This is a genomic window from Actinocorallia sp. A-T 12471, from assembly GCF_033875155.1.
In the GTDB taxonomy this organism is placed as follows: Bacteria; Actinomycetota; Actinomycetes; order Streptosporangiales; family Streptosporangiaceae; genus Actinocorallia.
The window spans coordinates 208401-224847 of the sequence record NZ_JAWZTE010000002.1 but is presented as its reverse complement, the minus strand read 5'-3'; the positions used below and the strand labels follow the sequence as shown (position 1 = coordinate 224847).

The following is a 16447-nucleotide window of genomic DNA, read 5'->3' as shown; positions in this document are numbered from 1 at the left end:
GAACAAGCGATGAGCGGCAACCTGGAAGACGTGCTCCCGCTGTCGCCGCTCCAGCAGGGCCTGTACTTCCACGCGAGCTTCGACGGCGACGCCGACGTCTACAGCGCCCAGGTCGTCCTGCGGCTCGACGGGCCGCTCGACGTCCCGGCGCTGCGTAACGCGGCCGAGGCGCTCGTCGCAAGGCACGCCAACCTGCGGGCGGCGTTCCGGCAGCGTAAGACGGGCGAGCCGGTGCAGCTGGTGGCCAAGTCAGTCAAGGTGCCGTTCGAGGAGGCGGCCGGGGACGTCGCGGAGATCGCCGAGCGGGAGCGGGCGCACCGCTTCGACCTCGCGCGGCCGCCGCTGCTGCGCTTCGTCCTGGTGAAGGACGCCACGCCCGACGTGCACCACCTGGTGTTCACCAACCACCACATCCTGCTCGACGGCTGGTCGACCCCGCTGCTCCAGACCGAGCTGTTCGCCCTGTACCTGACGGGCGGGGACGCCTCGGTGCTCCCGCGCGTCACGCCCTACAAGAACTACCTCGCGTGGGTTTCCCGGCAGGACAGGGGAGCGGCGGAGGCGGCGTGGCGGGAGGCGCTGCAAGGCGTCGAGGAACCTACGCTGCTGCGTCCGGCCGCCGCAGGGGGAGCCGCCGTAGAGCCGCGCAAGCTGCACGTCAGCCTTACCGAGGGGATGACGACCGCGCTCACCGCGCGCGCACGGGCGGCGGGCGTCACCCTCAACACGGCGCTCCAGCTCGCCTGGGGCCTTGTCCTCGGGGCTGAGACGGGCCGCACCGACGTGGTGTTCGGCGGGGTCGTCTCCGGCCGTCCCGCCGATCTGCCGGGCGTCGAGCAGATGGTCGGGCTGTTCATCAACACGCTGCCCGTCCGGGTCGGCGTGACGCCCTGGGACACCCTCGACGCCGCCCTGCGCCGCGTCCAGCGCGACCAGGCCGACCTGCTGGCGCACCACCACCTCGGCCTCGCCGAGATCCAGGGCCTGACCAGGCTCGGCGCGCTGTTCGACACCGTCATGGTGCTGGAGAACTACCCGTTCGACCCCGACGCCGAGGCGACCGACCTGAACGGCGTCAAGGTCTCCGGCGTCAGCATGCACGACGCCACCCACTACCCGGTCGCCGTCGCCGCCGTGCCGGGGCGCGAGCTGGGCGTCAGGTTCGACTACCGGCCCGACCTGCTCACCGACGCCGAGGCACGGCGGCTCGCCGAACGGCTGCGCGGCGTCCTCGAGACCCTCGCGACGGCCCCGGACACCCTCGTGGGCCGTCTCGACCTCCTGACCCCCGAGGAGCACGCGTCAGCGCGCGCGCTGGGCACCGGCCCGGTTGTCGGACGCGCCGCCGAGACGATCACCGGGCGGTTCGCGGCTTTCGTCGCCGAGCGGCCCGACGCCGTCGCGCTCAGGCACGCGGGCACGTCGACCACCTACGCCGAGCTCGACGCGCGCGCCACGGCGCTGGCGCGGCGGCTGCGCGCGGCGGGCGTCGGCCCCGAGACCCCGGTGGCGATGCTGCTGGAGCGCGGCCCCGACGTCGTCGCGGCGACCCTCGCGGTGCTGAAGACCGGCGGCTACTACGTGCCGATCCACCACAGCTACCCGCCCGAGCGGCGCGCGTGGGCGCTTGCGGAGTCCGGCGCGCCCGTCCTGCTGCTGGACGCCGCCTTCGCTGACCCGGGCTTCACCCCTTCCGCCCGGGTCTTGCGGGTGGACGAGCCAGGCGACGCGCCCGACGTCCCCCTGCCCGGCCCGGCCGGACCCGACTCCCTGGCTTACGCGATCTTCACGTCGGGCTCCACGGGGCTGCCCAAGCGGGTCGGCGTCGCGCACAGGGAAGTCGCCGCCTTCGCCACCGACAGCGAGGTCGCGCAGGGTCATGAGCGTGTCCTTGTGTTCTCCGCGCACGCCTTCGACGCCTCCACCTACGAGATCTGGACGCCGCTGCTGAACGGCGGCACAGCCGTCATCGCGCCTCCCGGCGAGTTCGACGCCGACGGCTTCGCCGAGCTGGCCGCCGCCGAACGCGTCACCGGGTCGTTCGTCACCACGAGCCTGTTCAACCTGCTGGCTTCCGAGCGGCCCGAGGCGTTCGCCCCTCTCAAGCGCCTGCACACGGGCGGCGAGGCGGGTAACGCGCGCGCTATGCGCGCCGTCCTGGACGCCTGCCCGGACACCGAACTGTTCAACGTGTACGGGCCCACCGAGACGACCACGTACGCGGCCTTCCAGGCGATGCGCGGGCACCTGGGCGACCGTGCCGCGCCGCCCCTCGGCGGACCCCTCGACGACACCGTCCTGCACGTCCTTGACGCGGCGCTGCGGCCGGTTCCCGAGGGCGTCACGGGGGAGCTGTACATCTCCGGCGCAGGGCTCGCGCGCGGCTATCTGGGGCGTCAGGCGCTCACGGCCGAGCGGTTCGTGGCGTGCCCGTCCGGGCCGCCCGGCGCGCGCATGTACCGGACCGGCGACCTCGTGCGCTGGCGCGACGGGCTGCTCGAATACGTCGACCGGGCCGACTTCCAGGTGAAGATCCGTGGGTTCCGGATCGAGCTCGGCGAGATCGAGGCGGTGCTCGGCGCGCACCCGTACGTCGCGCGCGCCGCCGTGCTCGCCCGTGAGGACAGGCCGGGGGACAAGCGCCTGGTCGCCTACGCCGTCGCGCACGAGGGCCTGACGCCCGAGTCCGACGACCTGCGCGCCTTCCTCGCCGGCCAGCTCCCGTCGTACATGGTCCCGGTCGCCGTCGTCGTCCTCGACGCGTTCCCGCTCAACGGCAGCGGCAAGCTCGACCGCGCCGCGCTGCCCGCCCCCGGCTTCACCCTCACCGGACGGCCCCCGGCCACCCCGGACGAGGAGCGCCTGTGCGCGGTGTTCGCGGAAGTGCTCGGGCTCGACGCGGTCTACGCCGACGTCGGGTTCTTCGACCTCGGCGGCGACAGCATCGCCGCGCTCCGCCTCGCCGCCCGCGCGAAGGAGGCGGGGTTCGACATCACCCCGCGCATGGTCTTCACCCACCAGACCGTCGCGGGGCTGCTCGGCGGCGGGGACCCGTCACCCGGTCTGGACGTGCTCCTCCCGATCCGCACCGGGGGAGAGGGCGCGCCGCTGTTCTGCGTCCACCCGGCCGCCGGACTGTCGTGGCCCTACTTCGCTTTCCTTCCGCACCTTCGAAGCCCCCTCTACGGGCTCCAGTCACGCGCGCTTTCCGAGCCCGGCTACCGGGCGGCGTCTGTGCGCGCTATGGCCGAGGACTACGTCGCCGAGATGGTCAAGGTGCGGCCCACCGGGCCCTACCACCTGCTCGGCTGGTCGCTCGGCGGACTCGTCGCGTTCGAGGCGGCGAGGGTGCTGCACGAGCAGGGCCGCGAGGTCGGCGTGCTGTGCCTGCTCGACTCCTTCCACTCCCAGGACCTCGCCGCCGACGAGCGTGAGGTGATCCCGGAACTGCTCCAGTCCATCGGCATAGACGAGGCCACCGCGGGCGACCCCGAGGCCCCCGACGTCGCCGCGATCATGGCCGAGCTGCGCGCCAGGGGCGACGCGTTCGCCACCCTCGAGGAGGACCAGCTCCTGGCCGTCTACAGCACCTACGAGAACGGCCTCAGGATCGTCGACGGGTATGTGCCGTCGGGGTCCGTGCCGGTGCCCATGGTGTTCTTCCGCGCCACCCGCGGCCTGCGCCCCGACTCCCCGAGCCCGCAGACCTGGGCGCCCTACACGACGGGCCTCGAAGTGCACGACCTCGACGTCGAGCACCACTTCCTCATGGAGCCCCAGGCCGTCGCGGAGATCACCGCGGTCCTCGCGGACCGGCGCCGGAAGTAACGACTATCCTCGCAATCCACCCTTGACCGGAAGGACCCCCTGACATGGCCACGAACCCGTTCGAGAACGACGACGCGACCTACCTCGTCCTGGTGAACGGCGAAGGCCAGTACTCGCTGTGGCCCACGTTCGCCGAGGTCCCCGCGGGCTGGACCGTCGAGAAGACCGAGGACACCCGCCAGAACTGCCTCGACTACATCTCCGAGCACTGGACGGACATGCGGCCGCGCGGTCTCGCCCAGGCCATGGACTCCTGATCTTGGCGGCCTTCGGGGAACCGAGGGAGATCACCGTCACCGAGTGGGCGATGGAGATGCGCGACCCCGCAGCCCTCCGGCCCGGCCCGCTCCCGTCGGGGGAGATGTCGTTCAGCCTCGCGTGCGTGCCTTCGCCCGACTTCAACCGGGCGATGTACGCGGCCGTCGGCGCACGCGTCTGCTGGACCGACCGCTTCTCCTGGACCCATGGCGACTGGGCGAAATGGGTGGATCGTCCGGAACTCGCGACATGGCTCGCGCTGGCCGAGGGGACCGTCGCGGGGTACTTCGAGCTTGAAGCGCAGCCGGACGGGGACACCGAGGTGCACCTTGTCGGACTCGTCCCGGCCTTCGTCGGGCGGGGGTTCGGCGGCTACCTCGTCGAACAGTGCGTCCGCAGGGCCTGGCAGCGCGGCCGCCTGTGGGGCGACGGGCTGGGGCCGACGCGCCGCGTCTGGCTCCGCACGAGTACGCTCGATCATCCGACCGCCAAGGCCAACTACCTGCGGCGCGGCTTCTCCGTCGCGCGGGAGGAGACCGGGGTGAAGACCGTGCCCGACCCCCGGCTGGCCCCCTGGCCCCTGCCGGGCGACCCCCGCGACCCCGCGCCCGGCCCGACCGACTGACAGGAGACCCCACGGTGAGCTGGCTGCGCTGCCCCGACCCCCGGCCCTGGGCGACGACACGACTCGTCTGCTTCCCGCACGCCGGCGGCTCCGCCGTCGCCTACCGGGCCTGGGGCAAGGCCGTCAGCCCCGCCCTCGAGGTGCACGCCGTGCAGTACCCCGGCCGCGCCGACCGGATGCGCGACCCGCTCATGACCGACCTCAAGCAGGCCGCCAGGCTCGTCGCCGCGGCGCTCGGCCCGCTCACCGACCGGCCCCTCGCGCTGTTCGGGCACAGCATGGGCGCGCTCATCGCTTACGAGACCGCGTTGATCCTCCAAGCCAAGGGCACGCCTCCCGTCCACTTCTTCGCCTCCGCCTCCCGGCCGGTACACCGGCGGCGTGACGCCGAGGACAAGGTGTCCGAGAGGGACGACGACGGGGTCGTCGCGGAGCTGACGGAGCTCGGCGGCACCGACGCGGCGGCGCTCGCCGACCCTGAGCTGCGCGAACTCGTCCTGCCCTATGTGCGGGCGGACTTCCGGGCGATCGAGCGCTACCAGCGCGACGCCTCAGCGCCGAAGCTGGCCACGCCGATCACCGCGCTCACCGGCGAGGCCGACCCGCATGTCTCGGTGGAGGAGATACACCGCTGGGCGGACGTGACGAGCGCGTCGAGCGAGGTCAGGGCGTTCCCGGGCGGGCACTTCTACCTCAACGACGAGCTGCCCGACGTGCTCGCGGAGATCCACAAGGCGCTCGGCATCCCCGCTGCCTGAGGTTTCTGGGGTTTTGGGCCCTCTCAGGGCTTTTGTTACGGCGTACGTTCCGGTCAGCGGGGCCGTCCCAGACGGCGGGTGACGTTCCGCCGCCCGGCCCCGGGCTTGGAGTGCCGCCATGGGCGTCGAGATCCGGGTGGAGGGCCTGCGCAAGTCGTTCGGCCGCCAGGTCATCTGGGAGGACGTGTCCTTCACCGTCCCCGCGGGCCAGATCTCGGCCCTGCTGGGCCCGTCGGGCACGGGCAAGTCGGTCTTCCTCAAGAACCTCATCGGCCTGCTCCGCCCCGACCGCGGCCACGTCTGGGTGGACGGCCAGGACGTCCCGGAACTGCGCGAACGCCGCCTCTACGAAATGCGCCGCCGTTTCGGCGTCCTCTTCCAGGACGGCGCGCTCTTCGGCTCCATGACGGTCTTCGACAACGTCGCCTTCCCGCTGCGCGAACACACCAAGCTCCCCGAGTCGAAGATCCGTGCCAAGACCATGGAGAAAATGGAGCTCGTCGGCCTGACGGGCGCGGAGAACAAACTCCCCGGCGAGATCTCCGGCGGCATGCGCAAACGCGCCGGCCTGGCCCGGGCCCTGGTCCTCGACCCCGAGATCATCCTCGCCGACGAACCGGACTCCGGCCTTGACCCCGTCCGCACCGCCTACCTCAGCCAGTTGTTCGTGGACATCAACTACGAAACCGGCGCGACGATCCTCATCGTCACCCATGACATCGGCACCGCCCGCGTCCTTCCCGACAACATGGGCCTCCTCTTCCGCCGCGGCCTCGTCGCCTTCGGCCACCGCGAAATGATCCTCACCAGCCGCGACCCCGCCGTCAACCAGTTCTTCAACGCCCGCCGCGAGGGCCCCATCGGCATGGCCGAGGAAAAAGACCTTGCCGCCCAATCCCTGGAGCCCTACTACGACCCGCCCCCCGCCCCCATCCCCCCGCAACTCATGCCCTCCTCCGGCCACCCCCGCCCTTCGCAGCCCGCCCCCGGCACCTGGCTCCGCGCCCACAACATCCCCGCCCCACCCAACTCCTTCATAGACGCCGAGGGCCGCAACTGGTCCCAATCCTGGCCCCACCCCACCCCCTAACCGCCCGGGCCTCCCCCAAGCCCAAACCATCCCCACCCCCTAACCCCACCCGCCCGTCAGTCGACCGGCCGAGCCTCCCCCGTGGCCCGCACCATCCCCACCCCATACCGCGCGTCAAGCTCCGCCTGGAACTCCGGCGTCGCCACGAACACAAGGACCCCGACCCGGTTCGCCACAACGTCCGGCCACGACGACCGAACCTGCGGAAACTCCTTGATCACCCGCTCGGTCACCTCAATGAGCTCCGTCATGGTGTAACGCGCAGCCGACACACAAAGCGCCCCGCCCCAAACCTCCCGCACCCGTCGCTCATTCACCTCAAGATCCCCGGTGAACCGCACATTGAGCACAAGCCGCAACGGATCCACCTCAGAGCCGCCATCCTCCCGATGCCAGTGATCCACCCAGGCCCCCGCGGACTGCGGCATCTCCTCCACCATCCGCAGAGCCGCCTCCAAAGCCCCCTCCGTAGCCTTCGCCACGTCAACCACCCTCCACCCACCCACAGGCTCCGCACACAACGCCCCCACCCGACCTGCCCCCTCTTCCACAACACACACCCCCGTCGGCCTCTCCACTCACCACACGCGCCCCTTCCAAAAACCACCACCCTCACCCAAGATACGGCCCACCCCGCCGCTCCACAAAATGCTTAATCCTCATCCGCTGTGTATGGTGCATGGGCAGCGCATCGATCTCCTCGGTCGCCACAAAACAAAGCTCGGTAGACTCCCCGGAAATGCGAAGATCTCCACCGACAACCCGAGCGATAAAGCACACATTGAACTGCTGCCGCACCTCCCCGTCACTATAAGCAATAATATGCCGAGGATCCGTGTACGTCCCCACCAGACCCGTGATCTCAACATCAAGCCCAGTCTCCTCCCGAACCTCCCGGACCGCCGCCCCCGGAAGCGACTCCCCAAAATCCATCACACCCCCGGGCAGCGCATACAACCCATTATCCGTCCGCCGCTGAAGCAGAATCCTCCCTCCCTCGTCCGTAACAACCGCAGAAGCCGCGACAACAAAACTATTCGGCCGCGGTGCATCAGGATCATCAAAATACTCAACCCGACCCATCCTCTAAACCCCTCCCACGGAAACACCAGTACCCCAGACCGCATCAAAGCTCGCGGCATAGGTATCGAACATCCCACCGTCGCCGCTGCGCCGTAGGTGCCACACGGGTGCGGCATAGGCGTTCGCCCCCCACACGTGGGCGTTCACGAACATCTGCCCGTCGGCACGGTAGATCGAGTTGTAGAGAGTTGTCCCGTGCGTCCGCACCTCGATTCCCGGGGTCCCGACAAGCTGCCGATAGTGCATCGCCGCGACACGACAACGCGACTCAATGCCCTCCCCGAACCTCTCCTCCCGGCCCCGCTGCTGAACGTTCGAACTGTCCGCGTCCCCGACCGCGATCCACACGGCCGCCCCTTCCGCCGCGCGTTCACGCAGCAGATCATTCAGCCGCGGGTACGCCTCATGCAGGAAAACCGCAGCATAGACGAGCACGTCTATACGCTCAGTCGCCTGCTTGAGCAGATCCACGAATGCCGAGACCGGGACATCGGCACGCTGTTCGTGCAGGGCCACCAGATCAGCACTGACGGCGCGAGCCGCCCGCCCCTGCCGCAAACTCGGCCACAAGGCGAACACATCCTCGCCGAGCCGTTCGGCCACCCGCATGGCCGTCGCCCGGTGCGGCGTCCGGTCGCGGTTCACCCACCGTTCCACGGATTTCGGATCAACGTCCGCCGCTTCCGCAAGCGTGGCATATGTCCATCCACCTGCCGTCATGACTGTTCTGAGTCGTTCGTTCGGCATGCGTCTTCTCCAGGACCCGCAGGACTTCTCCAAAGACATTCTGTCCCGCACAAGACGTCCCTGAGTGTGGTTTTGAGGAGGTACCGGCGTCCCGCCCGCTCACGCGACGCTCACCTGAACACAACCGCCCGCCCGGCGTCCGCGTCGGCCGGACGACCCCGCGGACCAGGACACCCGAGGAGACGACGACCCGATGACCCACGAGGCCATGACACGAGCGGACGCGTTCGGCAGTCCCGAGGGGGCAGCGGTCAGCGCACAGATCTCGTCCCGCATCACGACCCTTGTCCTGTTGGCGTCGGGTCACCGGCTCGCGGCGGAGGCGGACGGCAGCCGAGCGAGGTTCACCGCGGATGACGAGGCCCGAGCGGTGGAAGTCGAGTGCCTGCCCCGCCCCGACGACGCCGCGAACCTGTGGTTCACCCTCGGCGGCATGTGGTTGTGCGAGGCGACCAACCCGACCGACGCCCTCATCACGATCAAGGCAGCCCTCCGGAGCGCTCGCACATGACGCCCGAACCACCTCAAACCGGCCACTCTCCCATCACCCCGGCCCACAGGCCGTTCCTGGAAGCACTCGGCACGATGCTTCGCGTCCACGCGCTCCGCGCTTCGATGACCAGCACCGGCCTGCGCGTGGAGAACACGAACGCCCCCGGCTGCCACACAACCCGCCCCGGCTCCTGGCCATGCGGCTCCACCCACCCGTCCGCCACAGTGATCATCCGCCCCCACCAGGAAGACCCCGACCACCCCTGGTTCTTCACAACCTGGGGCCACCCCCTGGCACCAACCACCCAAATCCCAGACGCCACAACCGCCACAACAACCCTCCTGACCGGAGCGCCGACCCCGCCCCGAACGCACCAGCCGCCACCAACCTCAAGGGCCTGACAACCGCCCGCGCAGTGGAGGCCCATCCCCGTCACAAGCTCCAGCCCAGCCGGGGCCACGCCCCCAAAAGCTAAGGCTGTGCGAGGGTTCCAGCCCAGCCGGGGCCACGCCCTCGAAACCTAAGGCTGTGCGGGGGTTCCAGCTCGGCCGGGGCCACGGACGTTGGGTGGAAGGCCCCAGAGTGATTGGGCGCGCCGTCGTCTGGACCGGAGCCTTGTGAGCCGCCAGGCGAGCAAGGCGGAGGGAAGACGGCGGCTTCCAGGCGCCCAATCACCGGAGCGGCGGAGCCGCGACCATTCAATACGCGCAGCGGAAGCCGATGTTGGCGGTGCTGGAGTCGGGGGTGTTGGCGGTGCGGGCGGCTACGCGGTAGCGGTTGCAGTAGGAGTCGTGGCAGAGGTAGGAGCCGCCGCGCATGGCGCGGCGGTCTTGGGCGGGGTCGAACCAGTCGGCGGTCCATTCCCAGACGTTGCCGACGGTGTTGTGGAGGCCGTAGGCGTTGGGGCGGAAGGAGTCGGCGGGGACGGGGCCGATGGTGCCGGTGTGGTGGGTGGGGAAGTCGCCCTCCCAGATGTTGGCGCGGCGCTGGCCGCGCGGGTAGAGCTCGTTTCCCCAGGGGAAGGTGGCCTGGTCGAGGCCGCCTCGGGCGGCGTACTCCCACTCGATCTCGGTGGGGAGGCGTTTGCCGGCCCAGGCGGCGTAGGCGGCCGCGTCGTTCCACGAGACGTGGATCACCGGGTGCTTCTGGCGGCGGCTGACGTCGGAGCCCTCACCCTCGGGGGTCCGCCAGGTCGCGCCCTCGATCGCCCGCCACCACGGGGTCCCCTCCGGTGCCGGGGTGCGCGCGGCGACGCCGGGGGGCAGCAGGCCGTAGAACACGAACGACCATCCGAACTTCTCCGCCTCCGTCACATATCCGGTCTCCTTGACGAACCTGGCGAACTGCGCGTTCGTGACCGTCGTCGGGTCGATCCGGAACGGCCCGACCTCGACCTCCCTGACGGGTCCCTCGCCGTCGAGCGGGTTGGCGTTCTCGTCTTCGTTGCCCATCCGGAAGGTCCCGCCGGGCAGCGCGATCATGCCCTTCGGCGGACTCCCCGCCCGCGACGCGCCCGCCCCGGGAGCCGCCGCGTCGCCAGGGGCAGAGGCGGGCGGGGTCGTCAACGACAGGCTGACCGGGGTCGGGCGGGAGGCGGCGCAGCACGGAGGCACTTCGGTCATGCCGCCCAGATTATCGGCGTCGTGCGGTTACCTTGCTCGGGTGGAAGCCGCCCTCCTGTTCTTCGCCGTCGCGTTCGCCGCGGCCCTCGCGCTGCTGGTCAGGCTGAGCCGCCGTGATCTCGGCGGCCCCGCCGAGCGGGCTGCCTTCGAGACCCTGCACAAGGTCTCCCTCGCCGCCCCCGCCCTGCGCAGGGGCCTGACCGCCACGGGCGCGGAGAAGGCGGCCCGCCACCTGAAGGAACTCCTCGGGGCCGACGATCTGTCGATCACCGACCGCGAAGAGGTCCTGACGGGCCCGCGCGACGGCGTCATGGACCTCGCCGCCCACTCCCTGGAGACGGGCCGGGCCCGGGTCGTCGAACTCCCGGGCGGCGCGGCGGTCGTGGTGCCCCTCGCGACGGGCACGGGAGTGGCCGGGACCCTCGTCGCCTTCGGCGCACAGGCGTCGGCGGGCCTGGTCAGGGCGACCGAGGAGGTGGGCCGCTGGGTCGGCACCCACCTCGAACTCGCCGAGCTGGACCGCTCACGGGAACTCCTGGTGGAGGCCGAGGTCAGGGCGTTGCGCGCGCAGATCTCCCCCCACTTCATCTACAACGCCCTCACCACGATCGCCTCCTTCGTCAGGACCGACCCCGAGCAGGCCAGGGAACTCCTCCTGGAATTCGCCGACTTCACCCGGTACTCCTTCCGCCGCCACGGCGAGTTCACGACCCTCGCCGAGGAGCTCCGCAACATCGACAGGTTCCTCATGCTCGCCCGCGCGCGGTTCGGCGAGGAGCGCCTCCGCGTGACGCTGCGGATCGCGCCAGAAGTGCTGCCCGTCGCCGTCCCGTTCCTGTGCCTCCAACCGCTGGTCGAGAACGCGGTCCGACACGGCCTCGAAGGCAGGCCAGGACCCGGCCGGATCACCCTCCTCGCCGAGGACGCCGGCGCGGAGTGCCGGCTGATCGTCGAGGACGACGGCGTCGGCATGGCCCCCGACGAGATGCGCAAGGTCCTCGCGGGGGAGGGCGGCCCCGGGACCGGCATGGGCCTGGCCAACGTGGACACCCGCCTACGCCAGGTCTACGGCGACGCGTACGGCCTGGTCGTAGAGACCGCAGAAGGCGCAGGCGTCAAGATCACGCTAAGGGTCCCGAAGTACCACCCGGGAGTGACCGCCCGCTGACCGAAAGGACCGAAAAGAGCAACTATCGAGGAAAACGACCTTTGACATCCTTTGTGATGGTCGTCACCCTTTGGAGATGCGCGTGCTAGCCGTGGACGACGAACTCCCCGCCCTGGACGATCTTGTGTTCCTGCTGCGCTCCGACCCCCGCGTCGCCGACGTCGACGGCGCACGTGACGGAGCCGCCGCCCTACGCGCCCTCGACCGCGCGCTAGCCGCCGAACGCCCTTACGACGCCGTCTTCCTCGACGTCAGAATGCCGGGTCTCGATGGAATCGTCCTTGGCCGCCTCCTTGCCCAGTTCGCCTGCCCGCCGCGGCTCGTCTACGTCACCGCGCACGAGGAGCACGCGGTCCAGGCGTTCGAGATCCAGGCCGCCGACTACCTCCTGAAGCCCGTCAGGCCCGAGCGGCTAGCCGAGACCGTCAGACGGATCACCGAGGGCACCGACGACGCCGCCCCCGCGCCGCCGGAACCCGAACCCCTCCCCGTCGAACTGTCCGGGGTGACCCGGTTCGTCCACCCGTCGGAGGTGCACTACGTGGAGGCGCGCGGCGACTACGCCAAGCTGCACACCGCGTCCGGCGCGCACCTCGTGCGGATCCCGCTGACCGCGCTCGAGGAGCGCTGGCCCGCGCTCGTCCGCATCCACCGGAGCCATCTCGTCGCCGTCCCGCACATCTCCGAGCTGCGCCTGGACGCCGGGCGCTGCACGGTCGTCGTCGCGGGGACCGAGCTGCCGGTGAGCCGCCGCCACACCCGGCAGCTGCGCGACCTCCTGCTGCGCAGGCCACGGCCATGACCGCGCGCCGGGTGACGGTGACGAGCCCCCGCGCGGCCGCGCCGCGCAGACGGCTGCCGGGTCCGCGCACGCGCGAGATCGACGAGCAGACGCGACTGGGCGAGGTCTACATGGACGCGCTGATACGGTCGCAGCTCAAGCTTTCACTGTCGGTGTGCGTGATCCTCGTGACGCTCATTGGAGGGCTGCCGTTGGCGTTCGCGCTGGTGCGCCCCGCGCGGGAGGCGCAGGTCCTGGGCGTCCCGCTGCCCTGGCTGCTGCTCGCGGTGGCCGTCTACCCGCTGTTCGCCGGGCTCGGCTGGTGGTACCGGCGGCAGGCCGAGGCGGCCGAGCGGGACTTCGCCGAGATGGTGCAGCGCAGGTGAGCCGGTGAACCTCGCCGCGGTGATCGCGGTCGCCCTGGCGACCCTGCTCGCCGGGTTCTACGGGCTGCGGCTGTCGCGGACCACCTCGGACTTCTACGTCGCCTCGCGCGGGGTGTCGCCGCTGGCGAACGCGTCGGCGATCGGCGGCGAGTACGTCTCGGCGGCGTCGTTCCTCGGGATCGCGGGGCTGGTGCTGGCCGGGGGCGTCGACATGCTGTGGCTGCCGGTCGGGTGGACCGGCGGCTACCTCGTCCTGCTGGTGCTGGTCGCCGCGCCGCTGCGCCGCTCGGGCGCGTACACCCTGCCGGACTTCGCCGAGGCGCGCCTTGAGTCGATGGCGGTCCGGCGCGCGGCGAGCCTGCTCGTGGTCCTGATCGGCTGGCTCTACCTGCTGCCGCAGCTCCAGGCGGCGGGACGGGTGCTGGCGTCGGTCACCGGGGGGCCGCAGTGGGCGGGCGGCCTGCTCGTGGCGGCGGTGGTGATCCTCGGGGTCGTCGCGGGTGGAATGCGCAGTATCACCCTGGTTCAGGCGCTGCAGTACTGGCTGAAGCTGACGGCGCTCGGCGTCCCGCTCGTCTTCCTCGCGATGGCCTGGCGCGGCGACGGCTCGCCCGGCATATCCGACACGTCCTGGCTGCTCCCCGACGTGGGCGACGACCGCCTCTACTCGACGTACTCCCTGATCCTCGCGACGTTCCTCGGCACCATGGGCCTGCCGCACGTCCTCGTCCGCTTCTACACCAACCCCGACGGCGCGGCCGCGCGCCGCACGACCTCGTTCGTCCTCGCCCTGCTCGGCCTGTTCTACCTCCTGCCCGCCGCCTACGGCGCGCTCGGCAAGATCTACGCCGCCGACCTCGTCGAAGGCGGCTCGCCTGACACCGACACCGTCGTGCTGGAACTGCCCGCGCGGATCGTCGGCGGCACCCTCGGCGACGCGCTCGGGGCGCTCCTCGTCGCCGGCGCGTTCGCCGCGTTCCTTTCGACGTCCTCGGGCCTGACGGTGTCCGTCGCCGGCGTCATCGGCCAGGACCTCCTGCGCGGCGGCGTCCGGTCCTTCCGGGCCGCGACCGTCGTGGCGATCGGGGTGCCGCTGGTGCTCTCGCTGGTGCTCCCGTCGTCGCTGCCGGTCGCGACGATGGTCGGCCTGGCGTTCGCGCTGTCGGCGTCGACGTTCTGCCCGCTGCTCGTGCTCGGCATCTGGTGGCGCGGCCTCACCGCGGCGGGCGCGCTCGCGGGTCTGGTGACGGGCGGCGTCCTCGCGGGCGGGGCCGTCGTGTGGACCGTCGCGACTGAGCGCGCGCACAGCTGGGTCGCCCAGCCCGGCGCGTGGACCGTCCCGCTGACGTTCCTGGTGATGGTCGCGGTCTCCCGGCGCACCAAGCGCCCGCCGAACACCGCGCGGACGATGGTCCGCCTCCACACCCCCGAAGGCGTGGAGCTTGATCGCGGCGACTGGCGTCCCCGGCGTATCTGACGGCGAGGCCGACCCGTTCACCGCGTCAGAGCGACCGTTCACCGCAGCCGATCAAGAACTGCCGCAGCCGGGGAGCGGCTCGCCGATACACCTCTGCACGGGGACCTTCGCCGGACTTACGTTGTGTGCGCGTCCACCCCACAGTGACCCCCATCACATCCGTAAGGAGGTCCCGCATGAGCACGGCTCCCGAGGGCCTCAGCGTCTACGAGGAGGTCCGGTCCACCCCGGACTTCGTCGAGCTGAGGCACAAGTTCCGCTCCTTCGTGTTCCCGCTGACCGTCGCGTTCCTCGCCTGGTATCTGCTCTATGTGGTGATGTCAGGCTTCGCCCGCGACTTCATGGCGATCCAGCTCCTCGGCAACATCAACGTCGCGCTGGTGTTCGGGCTCCTCCAGTTCGTCTCCACGTTCGCTATCGCGTACTTCTATGCGCGCTATGCGGGAGCCAAACTCGACCCGATCGCCGCCAAGATCCGCGAGGAGGTCGGGGAATGAGCCACCAGACCCTCGCGATCCTGCTGTTCCTGCTGTTCGTCGGCGCGACCCTCGTCCTGACGATCAGGGCGTCACGGCAGACCAAGGACGCCGCCGACTTCTACGCGGGCGGCCGCTCCTTCTCCGCCGCGCAGAACGGCCTGGCGATCGGCGGCGACTACATGTCCGCCGCCTCGTTCCTCGGCATCGCCGGCATCATCGCGCTGTCCGGCTACGACGGATTCCTGTACTCGATCGGCTTCCTCGTCGCGTGGCTCGTCGCGCTGCTGCTGGTGGCCGAGCTGATGCGCAACTCCGGCAAATACACGATGGCCGACGTGCTGGCGTTCCGGATGCGTCCGACGCCTGTGCGCACGGCCGCCGGAGTCTCGACGATCGTCGTGTCGATCTTCTACCTGCTCGCCCAGATGGTCGGTGCGGGCGCGCTCGTCGCGCTGCTGTTCGGGCTCACCAGCGAGGCGGCCAAGGCGCTCACCATCGTCGGCGTCGGCATCCTGATGATCGTCTACGTGGTCGTCGGCGGGATGAAGGGCACCACATGGGTGCAGATCGTCAAGGCCGTGCTGCTCATGGGCGGCGCGACCCTCATCACGCTGCTCGTGCTCGGCAAGTACGGCTTCAACGTCTCCAACCTGCTCGGTGACGCCGCCGCGCAGAGCGGCAAGGGCGACGCGTTCCTCGAGCCCGGCCTCAAGTACGGCACCGACGCCCAGGGCGTCGCGGGCAAGCTCGACCTCATCAGCCTCGGCCTCGCCCTCGTCCTCGGCACCGCCGGCCTGCCGCACATCCTCATCCGCTTCTACACGGTCCCGACCGCGCGCGACGCCCGCAAGTCGGTCCTGTGGGGCATCGGCATCATCGGCGTCTTCTACCTGCTCACCCTCATCCTCGGCTTCGGCGCGGCGGCACTCGTCGGGTCGAAGAAGATCGCCGAGTCGAACGCGGCGGGCAACACCGCCGCGCCACTGCTCGCGGAACGGATCGGCGAGATCATCTTCGGCAGCGTCGGCGGGACGATCCTGCTGGCGTTCATCGCTGCCGTCGCGTTCGCCACGATCCTCGCGGTCGTCGCGGGCCTGACCCTGGCGTCCTCCTCGTCGGTCGCGCACGACCTGTACGCCCACGTCATCCGCAAGGGCGACGTCACCGAGCGCGAGGAAGTCCGCGTCGCGAAGATCTCCGCGTTCGTCATCGGCGCGGTCGCCATCGTCCTCGGCATCTTCGCCCAACGCCTGAACGTCGCCTTCCTCGTCGCCCTTGCCTTCGCGGTGGCGGCCTCCGGCAACCTCCCGGCCATCATCTACAGCCTCTTCTGGAAGCGCTTCAACACCGCGGGCGCTGTCGCCGCAATCTACGGCGGCCTGGGCTCCGCCGTCCTCCTGGTCTTCTTCTCCCCGGTCGTCTCCGGCAAGGGCGTAGACGCCTCCGGCAAGAGCCTCTCCCTCTTCCCCGCCTCCGTGGACTTCTCCTGGTTCCCCCTGGAGAACCCGGGCCTGGTCTCCATCCCCCTGGGCTTCCTCTTCGGCTACCTGGGCACCATCCTCAGCAAAGAACACCGCGAATCCAAATACGCCGAAATGGAAGTCCGCTCCCTAACCGGCCTAGGCGCCGAAAAAGCCACCCCCCACTAACCC

General features: G+C 70.5%; 16 protein-coding genes. 12 read left to right on the top strand and 4 right to left on the bottom strand.

What is annotated here, in order from left to right; genetic code table 11:
- The first annotated feature begins 9 nt into the window (after nucleotides 1-9).
- The 5 genes from R9X44_RS06205 (at nucleotide 10) to R9X44_RS06185 (ending at nucleotide 6559) form a co-directional block, all read left to right on the top strand.
- Complete coding sequence (locus R9X44_RS06205) at nucleotides 10-3828, top strand: amino acid adenylation domain-containing protein (RefSeq protein ID WP_319813006.1); 3819 nt, start codon at nucleotides 10-12, stop codon at nucleotides 3826-3828.
- A 44-nt stretch (nucleotides 3829-3872) separates the two neighbouring features.
- Entirely contained in the window at nucleotides 3873-4085 is a 213-nt protein-coding gene (locus tag R9X44_RS06200) for an MbtH family protein (protein WP_319813005.1), read from the top strand.
- A 2-nt stretch (nucleotides 4086-4087) separates the two neighbouring features.
- Nucleotides 4088-4711, top strand: a complete 624-nt coding sequence (locus tag R9X44_RS06195) for a GNAT family N-acetyltransferase (protein WP_319813004.1) — start codon at nucleotides 4088-4090, stop codon at nucleotides 4709-4711.
- Nucleotides 4712-4725: 14 nt separating this feature from the next.
- Nucleotides 4726-5469, top strand: coding sequence for a thioesterase II family protein (locus R9X44_RS06190; RefSeq protein WP_319813003.1), 744 nt, complete (start codon nucleotides 4726-4728; stop codon nucleotides 5467-5469).
- Nucleotides 5470-5587: 118 nt separating this feature from the next.
- Nucleotides 5588-6559 carry an ABC transporter ATP-binding protein gene (locus tag R9X44_RS06185; protein WP_319813002.1) on the top strand — a complete coding sequence of 324 codons (972 nt, stop codon included), beginning with the start codon at nucleotides 5588-5590 and terminating at the stop codon, nucleotides 6557-6559.
- A gap of 56 nt (nucleotides 6560-6615) precedes the next feature.
- On the opposite strand, the gene R9X44_RS06180 is transcribed toward R9X44_RS06185, so the two are convergent.
- The 3 genes from R9X44_RS06180 to R9X44_RS06170 all read right to left on the bottom strand — a co-directional run bounded on the left by R9X44_RS06180 (nucleotide 6616) and on the right by R9X44_RS06170 (nucleotide 8389).
- Nucleotides 6616-7041, bottom strand: coding sequence for a hypothetical protein (locus R9X44_RS06180; protein WP_319813001.1), 426 nt, complete (start codon nucleotides 7039-7041; stop codon nucleotides 6616-6618).
- Nucleotides 7042-7171: 130 nt separating this feature from the next.
- On the bottom strand, nucleotides 7172-7642 hold the full coding sequence (locus R9X44_RS06175; RefSeq protein WP_319813000.1) for an NUDIX domain-containing protein: 471 nt from the start codon (nucleotides 7640-7642) through the stop codon (nucleotides 7172-7174).
- A 3-nt stretch (nucleotides 7643-7645) separates the two neighbouring features.
- Nucleotides 7646-8389, bottom strand: coding sequence for a helix-turn-helix transcriptional regulator (locus tag R9X44_RS06170; protein ID WP_319812999.1), 744 nt, complete (start codon nucleotides 8387-8389; stop codon nucleotides 7646-7648).
- 208 nt (nucleotides 8390-8597) lie between these two features.
- Here R9X44_RS06170 and R9X44_RS06165 point away from each other — a divergent pair, with 208 nt between their 5' ends.
- Nucleotides 8598-8900, top strand: a complete 303-nt coding sequence (locus R9X44_RS06165; RefSeq protein ID WP_319812998.1) for a hypothetical protein — start codon at nucleotides 8598-8600, stop codon at nucleotides 8898-8900.
- Between the two features lie 680 nt (nucleotides 8901-9580).
- On the opposite strand, the gene R9X44_RS06160 is transcribed toward R9X44_RS06165, so the two are convergent.
- On the bottom strand, nucleotides 9581-10504 hold the full coding sequence (locus tag R9X44_RS06160) for a formylglycine-generating enzyme family protein (RefSeq protein WP_319812997.1): 924 nt from the start codon (nucleotides 10502-10504) through the stop codon (nucleotides 9581-9583).
- 40 nt (nucleotides 10505-10544) lie between these two features.
- Here R9X44_RS06160 and R9X44_RS06155 point away from each other — a divergent pair, with 40 nt between their 5' ends.
- From R9X44_RS06155 to R9X44_RS06130, 6 genes are all read left to right on the top strand, one after another.
- On the top strand, nucleotides 10545-11672 hold the full coding sequence (locus R9X44_RS06155; RefSeq protein ID WP_319812996.1) for a sensor histidine kinase: 1128 nt from the start codon (nucleotides 10545-10547) through the stop codon (nucleotides 11670-11672).
- 76 nt (nucleotides 11673-11748) lie between these two features.
- On the top strand, nucleotides 11749-12474 hold the full coding sequence (locus R9X44_RS06150; protein WP_319812995.1) for a LytTR family DNA-binding domain-containing protein: 726 nt from the start codon (nucleotides 11749-11751) through the stop codon (nucleotides 12472-12474).
- The gene (locus tag R9X44_RS06145; RefSeq protein WP_319812994.1) at nucleotides 12471-12839 is read left to right on the top strand and encodes a hypothetical protein; all 369 of its coding nucleotides are present in this window, start codon (nucleotides 12471-12473) and stop codon (nucleotides 12837-12839) included. The genes R9X44_RS06150 and R9X44_RS06145 overlap by 4 nt, the downstream gene beginning before the upstream one ends.
- Nucleotides 12840-12843: 4 nt before the next feature.
- Nucleotides 12844-14316: a cation acetate symporter gene (locus R9X44_RS06140; RefSeq protein ID WP_319812993.1), complete on the top strand. Its 1473-nt coding sequence runs from the start codon at nucleotides 12844-12846 to the stop codon at nucleotides 14314-14316.
- 176 nt (nucleotides 14317-14492) lie between these two features.
- Nucleotides 14493-14813, top strand: a complete 321-nt coding sequence (locus R9X44_RS06135) for a DUF485 domain-containing protein (RefSeq protein ID WP_319812992.1) — start codon at nucleotides 14493-14495, stop codon at nucleotides 14811-14813.
- The gene (locus tag R9X44_RS06130) at nucleotides 14810-16444 is read left to right on the top strand and encodes a cation acetate symporter (protein ID WP_319812991.1); all 1635 of its coding nucleotides are present in this window, start codon (nucleotides 14810-14812) and stop codon (nucleotides 16442-16444) included. Before R9X44_RS06135 ends, R9X44_RS06130 begins: the two co-directional genes overlap by 4 nt.
- The last annotated feature ends 3 nt before the right edge of the window (nucleotides 16445-16447 follow it).